The sequence below is a fragment of the Flavobacterium sp. MAHUQ-57 genome, assembly GCF_051908335.1.
Classification (GTDB): domain Bacteria; phylum Bacteroidota; class Bacteroidia; order Flavobacteriales; family Flavobacteriaceae; genus Flavobacterium.
Genome location: NZ_JBPZTE010000006.1, coordinates 123,116 through 141,846 on the forward strand (window position 1 = coordinate 123,116; position 18,731 = coordinate 141,846).

General features: G+C 33.8%; 18 protein-coding genes and 1 other RNA gene. 7 read left to right on the forward strand and 12 right to left on the reverse strand.

The genetic code is table 11. The annotated features are described in order from the left end of the window. The first annotated feature begins 16 nt into the window (after positions 1–16). Together ACS8MM_RS00650 and ACS8MM_RS00655 are read left to right on the forward strand one after the other, a co-directional pair. Complete coding sequence (locus tag ACS8MM_RS00650; RefSeq protein WP_379711979.1) at positions 17–1,228, forward strand: tetratricopeptide repeat protein; 1,212 nt, start codon at positions 17–19, stop codon at positions 1,226–1,228. 27 nt (positions 1,229–1,255) lie between these two features. Then, positions 1,256–2,290 (forward strand): o-succinylbenzoate synthase, encoded by a 1,035-nt coding sequence (locus ACS8MM_RS00655; RefSeq protein ID WP_379711981.1) that lies wholly within the window; start codon positions 1,256–1,258, stop codon positions 2,288–2,290. A gap of 48 nt (positions 2,291–2,338) precedes the next feature. On the opposite strand, the gene ACS8MM_RS00660 is transcribed toward ACS8MM_RS00655, so the two are convergent. The 3 genes from ACS8MM_RS00660 to ACS8MM_RS00670 form a co-directional block, all read right to left on the reverse strand. Further along, positions 2,339–2,608 (reverse strand): hypothetical protein, encoded by a 270-nt coding sequence (locus tag ACS8MM_RS00660; protein WP_379711983.1) that lies wholly within the window; start codon positions 2,606–2,608, stop codon positions 2,339–2,341. 115 nt (positions 2,609–2,723) lie between these two features. Beyond that, a complete protein-coding gene (locus ACS8MM_RS00665) occupies positions 2,724–3,347 on the reverse strand; it encodes a hypothetical protein (protein ID WP_379711985.1) in 624 nt (207 codons plus the stop codon). 22 nt (positions 3,348–3,369) lie between these two features. Continuing rightward, positions 3,370–4,275 carry an OmpA family protein gene (locus ACS8MM_RS00670; protein ID WP_379711987.1) on the reverse strand — a complete coding sequence of 302 codons (906 nt, stop codon included), beginning with the start codon at positions 4,273–4,275 and terminating at the stop codon, positions 3,370–3,372. Between the two features lie 106 nt (positions 4,276–4,381). Between ACS8MM_RS00670 and ACS8MM_RS00675 the strand changes: the two genes are divergently transcribed. Next, a complete protein-coding gene (locus tag ACS8MM_RS00675) occupies positions 4,382–7,363 on the forward strand; it encodes a M4 family metallopeptidase (protein WP_379711989.1) in 2,982 nt (993 codons plus the stop codon). Positions 7,364–7,424: 61 nt separating this feature from the next. Here ACS8MM_RS00675 and ACS8MM_RS00680 read toward each other — a convergent pair whose 3' ends face one another. Together ACS8MM_RS00680 and ACS8MM_RS00685 are read right to left on the reverse strand one after the other, a co-directional pair. Then, positions 7,425–8,360: a universal stress protein gene (locus ACS8MM_RS00680; protein WP_379711991.1), complete on the reverse strand. Its 936-nt coding sequence runs from the start codon at positions 8,358–8,360 to the stop codon at positions 7,425–7,427. Positions 8,361–8,413: 53 nt separating this feature from the next. Further along, positions 8,414–8,851: a hypothetical protein gene (locus tag ACS8MM_RS00685; RefSeq protein WP_379711993.1), complete on the reverse strand. Its 438-nt coding sequence runs from the start codon at positions 8,849–8,851 to the stop codon at positions 8,414–8,416. 192 nt (positions 8,852–9,043) lie between these two features. Here ACS8MM_RS00685 and ACS8MM_RS00690 point away from each other — a divergent pair, with 192 nt between their 5' ends. Next, on the forward strand, positions 9,044–9,730 hold the full coding sequence (locus ACS8MM_RS00690; protein WP_379711995.1) for a Crp/Fnr family transcriptional regulator: 687 nt from the start codon (positions 9,044–9,046) through the stop codon (positions 9,728–9,730). A gap of 67 nt (positions 9,731–9,797) precedes the next feature. Here ACS8MM_RS00690 and ssrA read toward each other — a convergent pair. Continuing rightward, positions 9,798–10,194, reverse strand: a transfer-messenger RNA (tmRNA) gene (gene ssrA / locus ACS8MM_RS00695). 36 nt (positions 10,195–10,230) lie between these two features. Next, positions 10,231–11,445, reverse strand: a complete 1,215-nt coding sequence (locus ACS8MM_RS00700) for a serine hydrolase domain-containing protein (RefSeq protein WP_379711997.1) — start codon at positions 11,443–11,445, stop codon at positions 10,231–10,233. A gap of 163 nt (positions 11,446–11,608) precedes the next feature. Here ACS8MM_RS00700 and ACS8MM_RS00705 point away from each other — a divergent pair, with 163 nt between their 5' ends. Further along, the gene (locus tag ACS8MM_RS00705; RefSeq protein WP_379711999.1) at positions 11,609–12,814 is read left to right on the forward strand and encodes an NAD(P)-dependent oxidoreductase; all 1,206 of its coding nucleotides are present in this window, start codon (positions 11,609–11,611) and stop codon (positions 12,812–12,814) included. A gap of 159 nt (positions 12,815–12,973) precedes the next feature. Next, complete coding sequence (locus ACS8MM_RS00710) at positions 12,974–14,344, forward strand: M28 family peptidase (RefSeq protein WP_379712001.1); 1,371 nt, start codon at positions 12,974–12,976, stop codon at positions 14,342–14,344. Positions 14,345–14,401: 57 nt separating this feature from the next. On the opposite strand, the gene creD is transcribed toward ACS8MM_RS00710, so the two are convergent. The 5 genes from creD to ACS8MM_RS00735 form a co-directional block, all read right to left on the reverse strand. Further along, positions 14,402–15,748 (reverse strand): cell envelope integrity protein CreD, encoded by a 1,347-nt coding sequence (gene creD / locus ACS8MM_RS00715; RefSeq protein WP_379712003.1) that lies wholly within the window; start codon positions 15,746–15,748, stop codon positions 14,402–14,404. A gap of 314 nt (positions 15,749–16,062) precedes the next feature. Then, on the reverse strand, positions 16,063–16,518 hold the full coding sequence (locus tag ACS8MM_RS00720; RefSeq protein ID WP_379712005.1) for a hypothetical protein: 456 nt from the start codon (positions 16,516–16,518) through the stop codon (positions 16,063–16,065). A gap of 52 nt (positions 16,519–16,570) precedes the next feature. Continuing rightward, positions 16,571–16,867 (reverse strand): winged helix-turn-helix domain-containing protein, encoded by a 297-nt coding sequence (locus ACS8MM_RS00725; protein WP_379712007.1) that lies wholly within the window; start codon positions 16,865–16,867, stop codon positions 16,571–16,573. Continuing rightward, positions 16,864–17,535 (reverse strand): YiiX family permuted papain-like enzyme, encoded by a 672-nt coding sequence (locus ACS8MM_RS00730; protein WP_379712009.1) that lies wholly within the window; start codon positions 17,533–17,535, stop codon positions 16,864–16,866. Before ACS8MM_RS00730 ends, ACS8MM_RS00725 begins: the two co-directional genes overlap by 4 nt. A gap of 3 nt (positions 17,536–17,538) precedes the next feature. After that, a complete protein-coding gene (locus ACS8MM_RS00735) occupies positions 17,539–18,147 on the reverse strand; it encodes a hypothetical protein (RefSeq protein ID WP_379712011.1) in 609 nt (202 codons plus the stop codon). Positions 18,148–18,342: 195 nt separating this feature from the next. Here ACS8MM_RS00735 and ACS8MM_RS00740 point away from each other — a divergent pair, with 195 nt between their 5' ends. After that, on the forward strand, positions 18,343–18,708 hold the full coding sequence (locus tag ACS8MM_RS00740) for a hypothetical protein (protein WP_379712013.1): 366 nt from the start codon (positions 18,343–18,345) through the stop codon (positions 18,706–18,708). Positions 18,709–18,731: the final 23 nt, after the last annotated feature.

Below are 18,731 nucleotides of genomic sequence, written 5' to 3' on the forward strand. Positions count from 1 at the left end.
AATTTAAAAATAGAACATGAAATCTAAAATAATACCTTTCTTTTTACTTATTGGTACGATTAGTGCTTTTGCTCAAAGTGCTGATGGTTACTGGGATAATCAGCGAATAACCAATAAGGAAATCAAGTTGTCGGCAGGCGAAAAAATTATCGTAAAATCAGAAGATCTTCCGGTTGGAACTACAGAATTTGTTTACCGAATTACCCTTTTGGATGAAAATCAGAAAATGGTCAACGATCTTGCCTCGGTTTTAAAAGCGATTCCGGATCCCTATTATATTGGAAAAGGTACTGGTGGAGCAATAACATTACTTTCAGGAATTTCAGGGACTGATAAATGTACCTATGCCGTTTTTCAAGAACAGCAAAAAGCTGCTGATTTCTCCGTTTCTGGAAAATTCGATAATGCTTGTGTTTATCAGAAAAACCCGGTAAGTAAAGACGCTAAATTGATTTCTTTGGCTAAAAATACTTGTCTCGATGATGATGTAAAAACAATTTGGTTCGCATTCAAAAATGAAAATTGGATGATGAATGAAAAAATTGTTCTGGAAATTGTGCCATGGGTTGATAAAATTGCAAGCCGTGGTTGGACTGCCAAAAGGAAAAATGAAGTAGTTGAAAATCTTATGAAGACGGCTAGTTTGAGTTACTTGAAAAAAGAAACATCCCGCAATGTTGCCTTGAGTTTGTTTAATCAAGTGGAAGAAAAGTTCCGTTACCAGGATTTTAAAGCTTTGTCTGCAGATGAGCAAAAATTTGAAATAGAGCGTTTGGAAGAAAAGGCATTCATTCAAAATGATGCACTGAATTTGTACTATGAGATGATTTGTTACAAAGCGAATCTATTAGCTCAAAAAGGAAATGTCGATGAGGCAATAGCGATGATTGAAAGTAAAGTAACTTCAAAACCGACAGCAAAGGCCGTAAATTACAATTCGTTGGCTGAGTTATATATGAAGTCAAAACAATTTGAAAAAGCGCTTAAAACACTTAAAAATGCCGAAAACATTGACCCAAGTGAACTGAAAGTACAAATGAATTTGGCACACGTGTATATGTTTATGGATAACGTGAGTGCTTCGAAAGAAATTCATAAAAAATATAGGAACCAAAACGTTTCAGCAAAACAAACTTGGAAAAACAAAGCGATTAATGATTTGGATGGATTTAAGAAAACCAATTTGCCTCAAGAAAATATAGGTAGAATCTGGAAATTGTATAATTAAAAAACAAGGTAGTATTTACTATTTCAATTGAAAGCAACTTACCAAAAATATATACTCGATTTTAAACGACCTTCTGGAACTTCAAGAGGAATTTTAACGCAAAAAGAAACTTGGTTTCTACTCTTGGAAAAAGAAGGAAAAAAAGGCATTGGCGAGTGTGGAATTTTAAGAGGTTTATCAGCTGATGATCGACCTGATTATGAAGAGAAATTGCGTTGGGTTTGTGACAATATTTCCCTTGGTGAAAAGTTGCTTTGGGAGTCGCTTAATGAATTTCCTTCAATTCAGTTTGGTGTCGAAATGGCCTTCCGTTCTTTAGAGTCAGAAAATCCATTTCTATTGTTCCCATCCGAGTTTACTTCGGGTGAAAAGTCAATTCCGATTAATGGATTGGTTTGGATGGGAGACGAGCGTTTTATGAAGGAGCAAATTGAAGAGAAAATTGCACAAGGGTTCTCTTGTATTAAACTAAAAATTGGCGCCATAGATTTTGAAAAAGAGCTCCAATTATTACAATTTATTCGTGAAAATTTTACTCCGACACAGATCGAAATTAGGGTTGATGCGAATGGTGCATTTTCTGCAATTGAAGCTTTAGATAAATTGAGTAAACTAGCTGGTTTTCAAATTCATAGTATTGAGCAGCCAATCCAAAAGAATCAACATGACACAATGGCATTTTTATGTAAAAACAGCATTTTACCAATAGCATTGGATGAAGAGTTGATAGGTGTTTTTTCTTTCGAAGAAAAAGAAGCATTATTACAAAAAATTAAGCCACAATTTATAATTTTAAAGCCAAGTTTTATAGGTGGTTTTCGCGGTACAGATGAATGGATTTTCTTAGCCGAAAAGTTCAAAATTGGCTGGTGGATTACCTCAGCTTTAGAATCAAATATTGGATTGAATGCTATCTCGCAATATACCTTTTTGAAGCAAAATTCAATGCCTCAAGGATTAGGGACGGGAGCTCTATATTTCAACAATTTTGATTGTCCATTAGAAGTGAATAAGGGTCAACTTTTTTACAATCCAACGGTGCATTGGGATGTAAATTTATAACATAAAAAAACAGGCTTTATGCCTGTTTTTTTTAATTGTACGAAGAAATTACTTTTTATTTTTCAATTCAACTTCGGTACTGTTTTCACCACTTTTTGTAGAAAATTCAACACCATCTTTGTTTATACTGACAGAGGTTCCGTCTTCAGTTTTTTCGGTGTTATTTTCTATAATGACTGGATCTTGGTCATTTTGTTCCTGAACAATAATTGTGTCTTTTTCAATTGTTGTGGTTTCATGAATGGTTTCTTTTTTTTCTGTACAAGCTAACACGCCTAAAAATGCTGTACTTGTCAATAATAAATGTATTGCTTTCATAATGTGTGTTTTAAGTTTAGTAAAGTTATGGTGAAACTTTGCTCAAATCTTATAGGAATATGATTTAGATTTATAGAATTCACATTATGAAATAAAGTGATTAAATGGTTGATTTTCATTCTCTTCCGGCATTCAATGACTCCTGATAGTCTTTAAGTTCCTGCCATTTTCCTTGATAGGCTAAAAGTGCTTGTTTTGACCATGTTTCTGGGTTGTGCATGGCATAACGGCTACCAGCTTCATTCAAAATATTTTGGGATGTCTCTACCGAGGTTTCAGCTAGATCTTTCCATGTTTTGATACCTGCTTCATGGTATAATTCTTCTATTTTTGGACCAATTCCTTCAATTATTTTCAAATCATTTTCGACTACTTTTTTACTTAAAATTGAAGTTGCTTCTGCTGCGTCAAAAGGGATTATAACTACTGATGTAAAACCGTGAACTGATTTTGTTCTGGCATTCAAGAGATCAATTTCTTCTTCCAATTTAGTGTTATAACTACGACAGGCTTCTAATTCAGCTTGAAGATCGGAGTTTGAAAATTCAGTTTTAGCTGCTGCCAATTCTTTCTGTAGTAAATACAATTTATTGTTGAGGTTGTCATTTTCAGTTTCACAGGTATGTAATTTTGAAGTTATATTCAAGATATTTCCGCCAGCCATCATTTTTCCTAACAAATAGCCTAATAATGCGCTTATAAGTCCAACCATTATGGGAATTAAAAAACATGGTATCATAATCAATTGTTTTAGGATTGTTTTATTTAAGTGTAATAACTGTTCTGCGATTCTTGGCTTTACCTTCAGGTGTTAAATTATCAGCAATCGGATCATCCTGACCTTTTGAAAAGGCTTGTATTCTTTTTTCGCTGATTCCGTTTTGCACAAGATACGCTTTGACAAAATCTGCACGATCTTGCCCTAATTGAATGTTTTGGTATTTATTTCCTGTGTTGTCTGTAAAACCGGTACAAACTATAACTGCATCTGGAACATTGTCTAAATACTCAGCGAAATCAGCAATACGTTGTCTTTCATCATTAGTTAGGGCGATTTCGGATTGATTCGGATTAAAATATAATAGTAATGGATTTCCGTTTATAGTGTCTTTTATCGCATTCCAGTCCTGTGCTTTGGCTGTAATCTGATTATCGGTGATGCTATAATTTATCGGTCCTGAAATAGTATCCGACTGTATTGCCCATGAATTGACAATTTTTCCATCAATTTCAAAACGATTGGAAGATATTCCTTTACTAATAAAATATTTTTTAACAAAGTAAGCTCTTGCAAATGCTAAATTGGGAAAAGCGGAATGATTTTCTTCACTTTTCAAGGCATATCCAGTAATAGTTAATCGCTTGTTGGGATTAGTTTCAAAATACAATTTTAATTTTTCAATGCCACTGTTGATGTCTTTATGGATTGGTAATGAAGTTTTGAATGATTCTAATGCGAAATTGAAGTTGTTTTTACTGCGGTAGTTGAAGTCTTTGCTAATGAGCTCTAGCTGATTATTGGGTAACTCTATTTTTGCTTCTGAGGTAGTAATAGTTGCTTCTTCCTTTTTTTGATGACATTCCAAGCAACAGAACTTAGAATAAAAAAAGGCTCCAATCACCAAAGTGAGGATAATGCCTAAAATGTAAGTAGTTTGTTTAGACATAGTTACGTATTTTAATGATTAATCAAATGTACTAAAAAAAAATGTTTTAACATTTTTTTTAGTACATTCGCAAAAATTTCATGAAAACACAACCAAACCAAGAATTATGAGGAAAAATTATCTTTTACTAAAGTCGGTTTTATTATTATCGGCTTTTAGTTTACATGCTCAGAAGGGCGAAAAGTATGATCCAGCATCTGCTTTTCAAAAAACAATAAAAATTACTACGCCGGGTACCGGAATTCAAGCACTTCAGGAGTTTGCCAAAAACTACGGCTTGGATAAACGTAATACTTTTCAGATGTATACTGAAACTTCAGATTTTTCTGGATTTACACATCAGAGATACCAACAGTATTTTAATGGGATGAAAGTAGAATTCGGTACTGTTATTACACATACAAAAGATGGTATCGTCGAAAGTGTTAATGGGGAATTGTATAATCCAGCTGATTTGGATCTTAAACCTGTTTTGACGCCGTCACAAGGCTTTCAGAAGGCTTTGGAAATGGTTCCTGCAGAAAAGTTTTTATGGGAAGACCCAGAGGCTGCTTTAATGATGGAGTATCAGAAGCCCAAAGGTGAATTGGTTGTTTTTCCTTTAGTGAACAAAGGTGAAGTTCGATTAGCCTATAAGTATGATATTTACGCTGCTCAACCAGTTTCAAGACAAGAGATTTATGTTGATGCAAATTCAGGAGAGATTTTGTACAAGAATCCAATTATAAAGCATGCCAACCGTCTGATTTCTAATGAAGAAATGCAAGAAAATGCAAAAAAAATGGAATCGGTTTTTGTGAGTCCTTTTGTTGCGGGAACAGCAGCAACTCGCTATAGTGGTACCAAAACTATTGAAACATCGTTTAATGCTGGTTTGAATCGATATGTATTACAGGACAACACTAGAGGTAATGGAATTGTTACCTATAATTCTGGTAAAACAAATACATACCCTTCTACGCATTTTACAGATACAGATAATGTTTGGAATGATGGAAATTATACTTCTGGTTCAGCTACTAGAGATAATGCAGCACTAGATGCACATTGGGGTGCAATGATGACTTATGATTTCTGGAAAAATATTTTCAACAGAAATAGTTTTGATGATAAAGGAGCACAAATAAAAAGTTATGTGCATTATGACGATACCCCGACTCCTCCAAATAGAGGTTTAGATAATGCATTTTGGAATGGTAGCGTAATGTCTTATGGTGATGGTTTTAGTGCTTTTACAGGACCTTTAACTTCAATTGATGTTTGTGGACATGAAATTGGACATGCAATTTGTTCTTATACAGCGAACTTGGCATATCAAAATCAGTCTGGAGCACTTAATGAAGGTTTTTCAGATATTTGGGGAGTTTGTATTGAACAATATGGTAGAAACGGGAACTTAAATTCTCCTGTGGATACCGCTTCACCTGGAACTGCGGCGGTATGGAAGATAGGTGAGGATATCACTTCTGGTGGTTATTTGCGTTCGATGAGTTATCCAAGAACAAAGTCCCAACCGGATACTTTTCGTGGAACTTTTTATGTAACTACTGCCGATGATGGTACATGTACACCTAATCCAGACACAAACGACAGTTGCGGGGTTCATACCAATAGTGGTGTTTTGAATCATTGGTTTTATATTGTTACTGCTGGAAAATCAGGAACAAATACTGCCCCAACTCCTTACACCTATAACGTTTCGGGGATTGGCTTGACAAAATCTTCACAAATCGCATATTATGCAGAAAGAGATTATTTGACTCCAAACTCAACCTTTATGGATGCTCGTAATGCAACAATTGCTGTGGCAAGTTCGTTGTATTGTGCAACTAGTCCTGAAGTTCAATCGGTTACAAATGCTTGGTATGCTGTAAACGTTGGTAGTGCATTTTCTGCTCCAGCAAATGATGTTGCTTTGAAAGCAATTTCAGGAGGTAATAGTAATGTGGCTTGCGGAAGTGTTTATAGTCCATCTATTGTTTTGGAGAATGGTGGAACTTCAACTTTGTCTTCGGTAACAATTACATACAATGTAGATGGCGGTGCTAATACAGTAATTAACTGGAACGGAAATTTATCAAATTGTTCTCAAGCTACTCAAGCTATTCCTGTAAGTGGATTAACTAGAGGTTATCATACCATTAATGTAACGACTACCACTTCTGGTGATGGAAATGCGGTAAATAATACAAAATCATTGGTAGTTGTTGTAAATGATAACGGTACAGTAGGAGCTGTTAACGGATTTAATGCTGCTGGCGATGTTTTAGTATCTATTGATTCCAACGGGAAAACCAATTCTGTTTGGCAAAGAGGTACGGTTAATAAGGCGTTATTATCATCGACTGCAACGGGTAATTCACCTGGATATGCCACGAAATTGGTTGGTAACTATCCTGATAAAACTACTTCGTACTTGGTGTCACAATGTTATAATTTATCTTCAATTTCAAATGCTAGCGTAAGTTTTGATATGGCTTTTGATCTTGAATCCAACTGGGATATTATCTATTTCGAATATTCTACCAATTCTGGAGCTACATGGGATGTTTTAGGAACTTCTGCTGACCCTAACTGGTATAATAGCCCAAGACTTCCTGATGGAACAGATTGTTTTAACTGTATAGGAAAACAATGGACTGGCGATTATGCTACTGCACCTGTTGGTGGTACAGGGGTAAATGGAAATAAGCGTAATTATACTCATAGCTTAGCAGCTCTTGGAAATCCTTCAAATGCAATTTTCAGATTTACATTTGTGTCTGATGATGCCGCAAATCAGGAAGGAGTATTTATTGATAACTTTGTTATTCAAGGAACTTTAGGAACAAATGAAAACAGTTTTGAGAAGTTTTCAGTTTATCCTAACCCTTCAAAAGGTAAGTTTAATGTTGTGTTGTCCACAACAGAAGAGGTAAAAGTGACAATTTATGATATTAGAGGTCGTTCTGTTTATCAACAATCGTACCCAAGTAAAGGAATTGTTTTTAATGAAGAAATTAGTTTGAATTCATTGACTTCAGGCGTTTATATACTAAATGTAGAAAGTGCTGGTAAAAAAGAAGCAAGAAGAATCATAATCGAATAGTAATTGTTCATAGATGTAAAAAAGTCCCGCTTAAGCGGGACTTTTTTTTAGTGGTAATAATTTACAAAGAATGTAAATTTAAAGGAATATAATCGTTTTTATCCTCAAACCATGTGTCTGAGTAGTTGTCGGGATCTCCAATTAAAAGTTTAGGTTTGATGCTTAAAATTGGAATTTTTGCGTTGTTTATAATTTCATCAGTAAATGTATTACCCATGAATAAATGATACCATTTTTTATCTAAAGTTGCGTTAATTACAATTAAATCGGATTCAGATTCTTCAGCTTTGTCTAAAATTCTTTGCTCAATTCCATTACATGGAATCAGATCATAGCTCACAACTAAATCATAATATTGGGCTAAATTTCTAACTTCATTTATTTTTTCAGATAGCGTATTAACCTCATTTATCTTTTCAAATTCATACACACCTAGTAGATGTAGCTTTGGATTGTATTTTTTTAGTATAGGCTTTATGAATTCATATTTTTCAACAGTGCCTTCTACAATTCGAATAGGGTAGAGTATTTTTTCAAATTTTGTTTTGTTGAAACAAGGTGGAATTGAAAGAATTGGAACATTTGATTTTTTTATAATACTCATGGCATTGCTTCCAGCTAATAATTCGTAATAACCAGATTGACCATGAGTTCCAATAATTGTAAGATTGATACCATTATCTTCTTCATAATTTGCCACACCATTAGCTACGCTGTCAATAGTCACATTCGTTGCAATTTTAAGGAGTGTTGTTTTTTCAATATAAGTGGCATGCATGTTCAATTTTTCTTTAGCATTTTGCATGAGTTGCTTTTGGATATTTACTGTTTTGCCATTTATGGTAGCAAATTTACCCAAGACTAATGGTTCAACCACATGCAAAAGATGTAATGTAGCATTATGAACTTCTCCTATAGCTATTGCAAGAGTTAAGGCATTATTGGCTGATTCTGAAAAATCTGTGGGAACCAAAATGTTTTTAATAGAATATTCCATATCATAAATTTTAATTAGTATTCTATAGCATCGAATTAGTTTCCGGATGTGTCTTATTCACGTATTAATTGTAATTCCTTTAGAATGTTTTCACAAAATAAAATTGCATCTACAATATCTGATTTATCTGCAAATGGAGTTAATTTCCTTTCGAATGTATCCGTTTCAGACATAAATGTCTTTATCATTTGTTGTTGTTTGTCCAATAGTTTATTGTTCTCGGTATTATCTGGAATTCCAACATCATTTATTGTAACACCTCTTTTGTTTGTTAAAGCTATAAATGGTAGTTTATTAGTTATTACATTTATTCTTTCAATGTACAAGTCAACTAAATCCCCTTTTTGCATTCTTTCAAGTTCATTTTTTTCATGATACTTTTTGAGGACTGCTGTTGGACTAATTATACTTTTTGAGATGGTTTTAGTTTGTGCTTTAATAGCGCATGTCGGAATTGCAATTAAGAGTGATAAAAAAATAATTTTCTTCATATGATTTCAATAATTTATTTTCTGATTCTACTTTTTGGGACTAGGGCCTATTTTTTATCTATTTTGGTGATGTAAATAGGGTAAAGGATTTCTTTGTTATAATTTTGTAATAGTATTTCGCTTTGTTACAAAGTTAGACTACCTTTAACTGTAAAACATTGACGACCGTCAATCAATAAAAAATAATTAACTATGTCCTTTATACTTTCAAAATATTCATTTAAGAGTAATGAGCTTTTAGATAATGTTAAGCCTGAATTTATGGTAGAATTGGAAGGAATTAAAAGTTTGAAGTCGTTTGCGAAAAATGATATTTTGTATGAAGAAGGTAGTGAACCTAAAGCGGTATACAGACTAACCAAAGGTAAGGTTAAAATTGAACAGCTCAATCAAGATGGTAAGACAAGAATAGTATACATCTATACACAGGGTGAGTTTTTTGGTTTTCGTCCTTTACTTAGTAATGAGAAACATCCTGTAACTGCAATATTTTTGGAAGAAAGCGAAATTGAAGTTTATGAAGGTCAGGAGTTTATAGATATTTCAAAGAGAGCACCTAATTTATCTTTTAATTTGGTTAAAATTCTGAGTTTTGAATTCAATGTTTGGATCAATTTGATTTCTTCTTTGTCTCATAAATCAGCCAAGGAAAAAATCGCTTTAATATTATTGATTTTGAATGAAAAATATAAAGAGGAAAATGAGAAATCAGAAATTACCATTACAAAATCAGATATAGCAAGGTATTCAGAAACATCTGAAGAAACAGTGGTTAGAGTAATTGGTTTTTTTGAATCTCAAGGAATCCTTGAAAATAAAGGGCGCTCGTTAGAAATTATAGATCCCAAATTATTGTCGATAATAGCAGAGGGTTTTTAATTGGCTTTAATTTTAATCTTTGAAAAGAAAGAAAAAACCCTGTAAATTAGTTTTTACAGGGTTTTTTTAGTGGAACCGGAGAGAATCGAACTCTCGTCCAAACAAGCAATCAAAAAGCTTTCTACATGTTTAGTTCCTGATTAGATTTTCGACAAAAGGCGATGCCAGGAACAGCAACCTTTCGCTTAGCTTTATTAATGTCAGAAAGGATTTAAAGCATTACCTTTCCTAGGTTTATTTTTACGGTTCCCCTAAATCAAACGCCACAAACCAAGGCTTCTGAGGAGAATCTAGCTTTCCCACCTTGTGAGAACTAGGCAAATCGTACTATAATTCGGATTAAGCAGCTAAAGCGTAATTATTTTCGCCGTGTAAAAGTTCGGGACATTATATTTATGAGCAACACCCCAATGCTCAACATGCTTACAGATTAATTCCACTCGCTGTCAAAACCAGTCGGCCCCAGTAAGATTGCAAATCTACTAATTTATTATCAAATATTATTCCAAAATCGGTTCTCCTTTTTTTCGAATGTGAAAAGGATAATCACCAAACAATCCGGTCGCTAGTTTTAAGTAATATGTTTTTCGGGTGTACTTGTTTGAAAGACAGATTAATGTAGTTTTTTCCTTCATTAGTTTTACATAAGCAGAAGTATTTCCATGCCACCAGCCGTTATGATAAAATAATTGTTTTCCGTCTTCCCATTCTAAAAGTCGAATGCCTAAACCGTAATTTCTTTTGCCTCTGCTTTCATAACTGTACCCTTTATAGACTTCTTGTAATAGTTTTTTATTCAAAAAAGAAGGATTATAGGTGGCCAAATCAAATTTTAATAAATCTCTTGCAGTAGAATAGATGTTTTTATCACCATAAATATCATCCAAATGATTTAACGGGTATTTTATGTAATTCCCTTTATAGGAATTGCATGTAGTATCGGCATGCTTTTTCATGTCAAATACAAAAGTACTTTTCATGTTAAGAGGTTCAAAAATCAACTTGCTCATAGCAGTTCTGTAATCCATTTTGGTAGCTTTTTCAATGATTAAAGCTAAAATGGCATAGTTCGTATTGCAATAACTGAAACGGGAATCGGTTTTGAACTCTAGTTGTATATTGTGTTTGTTGATAATAGGAATTAAGTCACTATTATGTAATGTATCACGTTTATTCCAAACATCCTTTTTATCAACAAAATAGCTATAATTGCGCAAGCCAGTTCGGTGATTTAACAATGTTCTAACTGTAATGTCTTCATATGGGAAATCAGGTAAAATAGTATTTACTTTTTGATCTAATTGAATTTTTTTGGAATCAATTAATAAAAGTGTAGCCGTTGCAGTGAGAACTTTACTTACAGAGGCAATATGTAACGGTGTATTGGCTTCTATTGGCGTTTTCTTTTTGAAATCACTCATGCCACTATAATGTTCATAAATGATTTCACCGTTTTGAGCAACCAAAATGCTTCCCGAAAAATCATTGGTAGCAAACTCTTTATTATATAAGTAGTTTAGACTATCAACAATCTGTTGTTTTTTGGTTGTATTTAAATTGGTTTTCTCAAAGGCAAATGGTTGTAAGGCATAAATGCCGTTAATTTTGGATTCTTCTTTAGTTTTTAAAGGTGTTTTTTTTTCTTTCGTACATGAAAGAACGGCAATTCCAGTCGCAATTATTGCGATATATTTTGATGCTTTTAAATAATTCATGGTGTAATGATAGAAGGGCAAATATAATTAAAGTTCTCTTTTTAAGGAATAGTTTTTACATGTTAATTCTACTTGATTTATGTCTTTTAAAAGTTATATTTGCAACAATTTTAAAGTAAATAGTGATTATTTATTTAAACTGCTAATTAACCAACAACAAATTATGAAATTCGGAATAATCAAAGAAAGAAAGAACCCACCAGACAGAAGAGTCGTTTTTACGCCTGATGAATTGGTGAAACTAAAAGAACAGTTTCCACAGGCCGAAATTGCTGTGGAGGCCTCTGATATTAGAATTTTTCCCGATGCAGAATATACAGATTTAGGTTTTGATGTAACAAATGATGTGACGGATTGTGATGTTTTGATTGGGGTTAAAGAAGTTCCTGTTGATGCCTTACTTCCAAATAAAAAATATTTTTTCTTTTCTCATACTATCAAAAAACAACCTTATAATAGAAAACTGTTAGTAGCTTGTTTGGAAAAGAATATTGAATTAATCGATCACGAAACGATTGTGAATGCTAGCAATCACCGTTTGATTGGTTTTGGTCGTTATGCAGGAATAGTTGGAGCTTACAATGGTTTTAGAGCATTCGGTATTAAATTTGAATTGTTCAATTTGCCTAAAGCAGAAACTTTACCGGATAAAGCAGCATTAGTGGAACGTTTGCGCCGCCCTGTTTTACCTCCAATCAAAATTGTATTGACAGGTCATGGAAAAGTAGGTATGGGAGCCAAAGAAATTCTAGATGATATGAAAATCAAACAGGTTTCTATTGATGATTACCTGTCTAAAACGTATACACAGCCGGTATATACCCAAATTGACGTATTGGATTACAACAAACGAATTGATGGAAAACCTTCAGATAAGAATGATTTTTATACCAATCCTCAAGAGTATACTTCAGATTTTGAGCGTTTTACTAAAGTGTCTGATATTTTTATGGCGGGTCATTTCTATGGAAATGGCGCACCTGAGATTTTAACTCGTGATATGTTAAGAGCAGCGGATAATAAAATTAAAGTGGTGGCTGATATTTCTTGTGATGTTGCAGGTCCAATTGCTTGTACTTTAAGAGCGTCAACTATTGCTGATCCACTTTATGGGTATTATCCAAGTGAAAATAAAGAAGTAGATATCAATCACCCAGCTGCAATAGTGGTAATGGCCGTGGATAATCTTCCTTGCGAATTGCCAAAAGATGCCAGTGAAGGTTTCGGAGAAATGTTCTTAGAACATGTAATTCCGGCATTTTATAACAATGATCAGGATGGTATCTTGGCAAGAGCGACAATTTGTAAAAACGGACAACTGACAGATAAATTCAACTATTTGCAGGATTATGTAGACGGTAAAGAATAAATTTCCCAACGAATCAATAAGTAAATTAATAAAACTAAATTTTGAAGCCTCATTTTTTGAGGCTTTTTTATTTCTTTATTGCTACTATAAAATTCATAACAAAAGAATAGTCAAATTGCGAAATCTGATTTATTTTTGAATAAACTAAACCAAAAATAAATGAAGAAAATTGCTGCTTTGTTTTTATTTGTTTCCACTCTTGGATATGCACAATCAACAGATGAAGAACAACTAAAAGCCATCTATAATCAAGCGCTCACAAATTCTAAATGTTATCAATGGCTCGATTATTTATCCAATTCTATTGGACACCGACTATCCGGCTCTGTAGGTGCTGAGAAGGCGGTTGATTATACGAAATTACAAATGGAAAGTTTAGGCGCCTTTGATAAAGTATACCTACAAGAAGTTATGGTTCCAAAATGGATCAGAGGTGAGAAAGAAACTGCATTTATAGCTGATGGAAAGAAAAAAGTAAATGTCCCTATCTGCGCTTTAGGAGGTTCGGTGGCAACCTCAAATAAAGGTATTACAGCCGAAGTAGTGGAAGTTAGAACGATAGAGGAGCTGCAACAGTTCGGTGAAGCGAAGCTAAAAGGAAAAATTGTTTTTTTTAACCGCCCGATGAACCCTGCTAATATAGAAGCGTTTCATTCGTATCGTGATGCTGGTGATCAGCGAAGGGTAGGTGCTAAGGAAGCTGCAAAGTATGGTGCTGTTGCTGTTGTGGTTCGTTCTTTGAACTTTAGATTGGACGATTTTCCACATGCGGGTAATACTAATTATGGTTCTCTTACTCAAGAACAAAAAATTCCCGCTTGTGCTATTAGTACCAATGGAGCAGAATTGCTGAGTAAAACCTTAAAAAAGAATCCGAAGTTGCAATTTTTCCTGAAACAATCCTGTCATCAAGAAGCTGATGTGTTGTCTTATAATGTAATAGGAGAAATAAAAGGTTCTGAAACACCTGAAAATATAATGGTTGTTGGCGGTCATCTTGATTCTTGGGACTTAGCTGATGGTTCACATGATGATGGCGCAGGTTGTGTTCAGAGTATGGAAGTGGCTTCAATTTTTAAAAGTATAGGTTACAAACCTAAAAATACGATCCGAGTGGTTTTATTTATGAACGAAGAAAATGGTGGTAAAGGAGGCGATAAATATCAGGAACTTTCATTAAAAAATAATGAAAATCACATTTTTGCGATGGAAAGTGATTCAGGAGGTTTTACACCAAGAGGTTTTGCTTTGGAAGCAGATGAAAATTCCTTCGCTAAAATCTTAAGTTGGAAAACACTTTTTGAACCCTATTTAATTCATAGTTTTATCAAAGGCCATGGAGGTTCAGATATACAAGATCTGACATCCAAACGAATCGTAAAAGCAGGATTGCGACCGGATTCTCAACGTTATTTTGATTATCATCATGCAGCTAATGATACATTTGATGCCGTAAATAAAAGAGAATTGGAATTAGGTGCAGCAACAATGACATCGTTAATTTATCTTATCGATAAATACGGAATCTAAAATCTATATAAATGGAAACGGCTCAATTTAGTAATTGAGCCGTTTTGTATTTATTACCTAGTTGTTATTCCAATCAATTTTTCTTGAAAAGTACATAACAGTACCGAGTATTAAGAATAATCCAATACTACCAACCAATAAAGCATAGATTTCTAATTGGATAATAACATAGATAAATGTGTATAAACCTAATAACGCGGCTCCAATGAGTAATGGAAATTTTCTGTCGTTCAAAATGGAAATGGAATATAGAGTTATCATGACAACGACGGATGAACCAGCAACTAAATAAGCCAAAGTAAAACTGGAATGTTCAGTAATGGCAATTAATAGTGTATAAAACATAATTAAGGCTAAACCAATCATACAATATTGGAAAATATGGATACTGATTTTACTAATTGATTGGATTAAGAAAAAAATCAAAAAGGTTAATCCAATAACTAAAAAGCCGTATTTGGAAGCACGCTCGTTTTGCTGATATTCATCAACTGTATCAATTAGTTTGACACCAAAGGAATACTCGTTCAAATTGGGGATTTTACTCTTATGTTGCTGTGAAAAGGATCTGTTAATGTCTAAAATCTTCCATTCTGCATGAAATCCTTTTTTATTCATGATTTTAGTAGTGTCATTGGCCGCAAATGCACCTTCAAAACTCGGTGAATCCCAGTCGGAATCAATATTTACCGTACTGGTTTTTCCTATCGGAATGAATTTAATACTATTGCTACCGTTATATTTCATGTCAAATTCGAAATTAACAGTTCCGTTTTTAACCAATTCGTTATAGTTGAACGGATTGGTTTCTAGAGTGCCGTAAAATGTATCCTGCTCGTCTTTGGATTCAAATTGTAATTTTTGATTGCTAACATTTAGTACTAAATCACTTTTGATACTTTTAAGATTGGTAGTTTTTACGACAACTGTAGCTTTGTCCCAGAGTACATCGTCTGGTTTAATTCCTAATTTTTCGAAATGAGTAGTGCCAAATTGTCCCTGAAAGTGCATATCCGCAGTATAGACTACATTGTTGTAAATACCTCTTTTTAAAGAAGTGTTTTTTTTCACATTGGATTTGGTATTGAGCTTTTCAGGAAAAAAATAAGCATAATCAGTAATGACTTTATTTTGAACTGTTATGACTTTGCCATTCGAAACATTGAATTCCTCATACCTTTTGAATGGGATTTTTAAAATTGGTCCATAAAAAACAACGTCGTTCCCCCAGAGTTGGGTAACTTCGTTTACAACTTCTTTTTTACGTTCTGAACGCTCAGTAATTAGTTCTTTGACTAATTGCAAAGGGATAAGCAGGAATAAGGTTAAAAAACCTACCATAATCATTTTTACCGTGTTGGATTGTAAAAATGAAAGATTGGATGGACTGTTTTGTGTTTCCATTGGATTGATCGATTTAATGATTAACAGTTATTGTGAAATAAAATAGTGCAATCGGGATGTTGGAGAGGACAATCAAAATTCGTATTAGATTAGCTTGTCTTTCCATTGGCTTAAGTAACAATTGAATAAGCAAATAAAGGAGTATTGTTGTATTGAAAGGTATTGCAAACACTACAAAATAGAAGCCTAAAAAGACTACAATGTCATTTGGGAATAATTGGTTGAACGAAAACAAAAAAGTGCCAATCAGAAAACATCCTATTGCAACTTTTGTTGGGAATGATAGGTGTTCTGTTTTAATAATCATATCCATTTTAATTAATATTAAAAGTTTGACGTAAAGTTGATGTGGGAAGATGAAGCAATTTCAAAAAATCTAAATGATAGAAAATGTGCGCTTTTTTTCCTTTTTGAAATGCAAGTTTAAATTGGTCAAATAACATCGGATAGAATAGAGTACCAGTTATCATGACCATATAGAGATACAGACTTCTTTTCCCATTTCCGAATAAAAAATATTGCATAGCAATTTCATCAGCAACAGTAATTCCTGTGTTTGTAAGAACGTGAATTACATCGTGATCTTCTAGTTTCTCTTGAATATCAAATTGGTTTGACGTCAGGAAGCGCCCCAAATCATTACCTAAGGAAAGTTCAGGGTAGGAGACAAGCTCTTCCTTGGTGATATTCCAGGGTTGGTTCTTTTTTATGAACTTTTGGTACGGTTTCTTACTCATTTCGTACATTTTTTCGATGAATCTATCTTTCATTTTAATTATTTAAAAGTACTTTGCATTTCAAAGTAAATGGATAAAAAAAAGGTTAATTGTTTGCGATTAATTTTTCCAAAGCATCTATATGATCCTGAAATGCTTTCTTTCCTGAAACAGTGGCTTTGTAGCTGGTATTGGGTTTTTTTCCAATAAATTGTTTTTCAACCACGATGTAATTTTCACTTTCCAGTGCTTTTGCATGACTGGCAAGGTTTCCGTCGGTGACGCCCAAGAGTTCTTTGAGTGCTGTAAAGTCCATGCTTTCATTGACCATCAATACAGACATGATGCCCAATCGGATGCGATGGTCAAAGGCTTTATTGATATTTTGAATAATATTTTTCAAAAGGTATAATTGTCAAAAACGGTTTCTAATAATGTTGATGCTGCAAGTTGTGATGGTGCAACCACTTTTTCGCGCAAAGGTATGTTTTTTCCGTAACGTTGTTCCAAAATTGCCGTTACTTTCGGATCTTTTAAATTAAAGGATTGTAAATATTCTTCTTTACACAATGTAATGTTGGCACCTTTTTGATAGATTTTCCAAACCAATTCGGAGCAATAAATTTTATCATCGTTCCATTCAAAATACAAATCATAATCCTTATTCAATTGTTTTGTGCCCTCTAATCGCATGGCGGTGCGCTTCTGATTGTTGAGTAGGAGTGTATCCTTAACTCGTTTAATCATATAACAGTTGTCGCGTCCGTGTTGAATCCATTGTTGTAATGGAGTTATTTTTACGGGTTGAACGGCTTCTAATACGAATTTCTCATTGTCTTTGGTAAAAATGATGCCGCAGTGGGAGAATTTAGAACGAGTTGCAATTCGTACCGCTTCACATTGTGATGATTCGGAAGTTTGAAAGATGATATCTCCATCTTTGGCAATTTCCATACCGTTATTTCTTGGAATAGCGCCAGATATATTGGATTTGTTGTAGAAATGCAAACCACAAAATACCAAGAGAATTCCCAAGAAAACAATAATAGCTATGCGGGATATCTTTTTCATGAATTATTTTCTATCGTATTTGAAATACATCATTGTACCATATAGTATGTGACAAACACCGAATCCAATCATCCAGAATTGCAAACCAAAACCATAAAATTCGACCGCCAACAAGCCTAAAACAATTTCGGTGATGCCCAAATAGCGAACATCTCTCAGTGTATATTTACTCGCGTTGAGACAAGCCAAACCGTAGAATAATAATGTGATTGGTGCGATTAGATTGTAATAGCCGTGGCGAAGTAAGAGCAAAGCAAAAACACCGCCGGTAACTAATGGAATGGCGAAATTGATAACCAATCGTCTTGAAACCGGGTTCCATACTTTTTCACCCATGCTACGGGCTTTACGTGCCGTCATGATGTAAGCGGTAACCAATGAAGCCAAAAGTACAACAGCAGCAGTAATGATTATTTTTTTGAATGTGTCGGATTCCAACAAAATGTACCTGCCAATGTTCGTATCGATTAAATGATTTACATAACATCCACCGGCAATGGCATACAGACCAGCTAAAATACCTGATGATCCACTCAGGGAAATGAATTGGGAAGATTGAGACATCATTTGTTTGATGTCTTTAATGTCCTGCAAGTAATTTTGTGTGTCCATTTTAAAGTACTTTGAAAAACAAAGTAAAGGATATTTTAATTGGTGACCAAATTTATTTTCAAGTTTTTTACGAGTTTGTTGTTTTTGGTTTTTTGTTGATGGTTTGTTGTGCTTAAAAGCTAAATAGCAAGTAGTACATTTCGAAAGACAATAGCTCAATTCCAAAAGGTAGTAGATCATTTTATTTTAGTCGAAGTGCATTTTTTATTATACGTTATGTTGATTACTTTGATGATCGAAACTATTTATTGGATAGGAACGAAATTTTGTTGTGCAGGAGTAAGAAGTCTTTTGTCAGGAGCAAGAATTCTTTTGACAGGAATGAAAAGTTATTTGACAGGAGCGAAAAGTCTTCTGTCAGGAGAAAGAATTCTTTTGACAGGAATGAAAAGTTATTTGACAGGAGCGAAAAGTCTTCTGTCAGTTGAAAAAAATCTTTTGACAGATTGGAAAAGTCTTCTGTCAGGAGCAATAAGTCTTTTAACAGGAAGAAAAAGTCATTTGGAGGTAACGAATTGCAACACTAAAGTAATAGCTTTCTTTCCTTCACTATTAAAATAATGAACTTAAGAAAGCCATAGCTT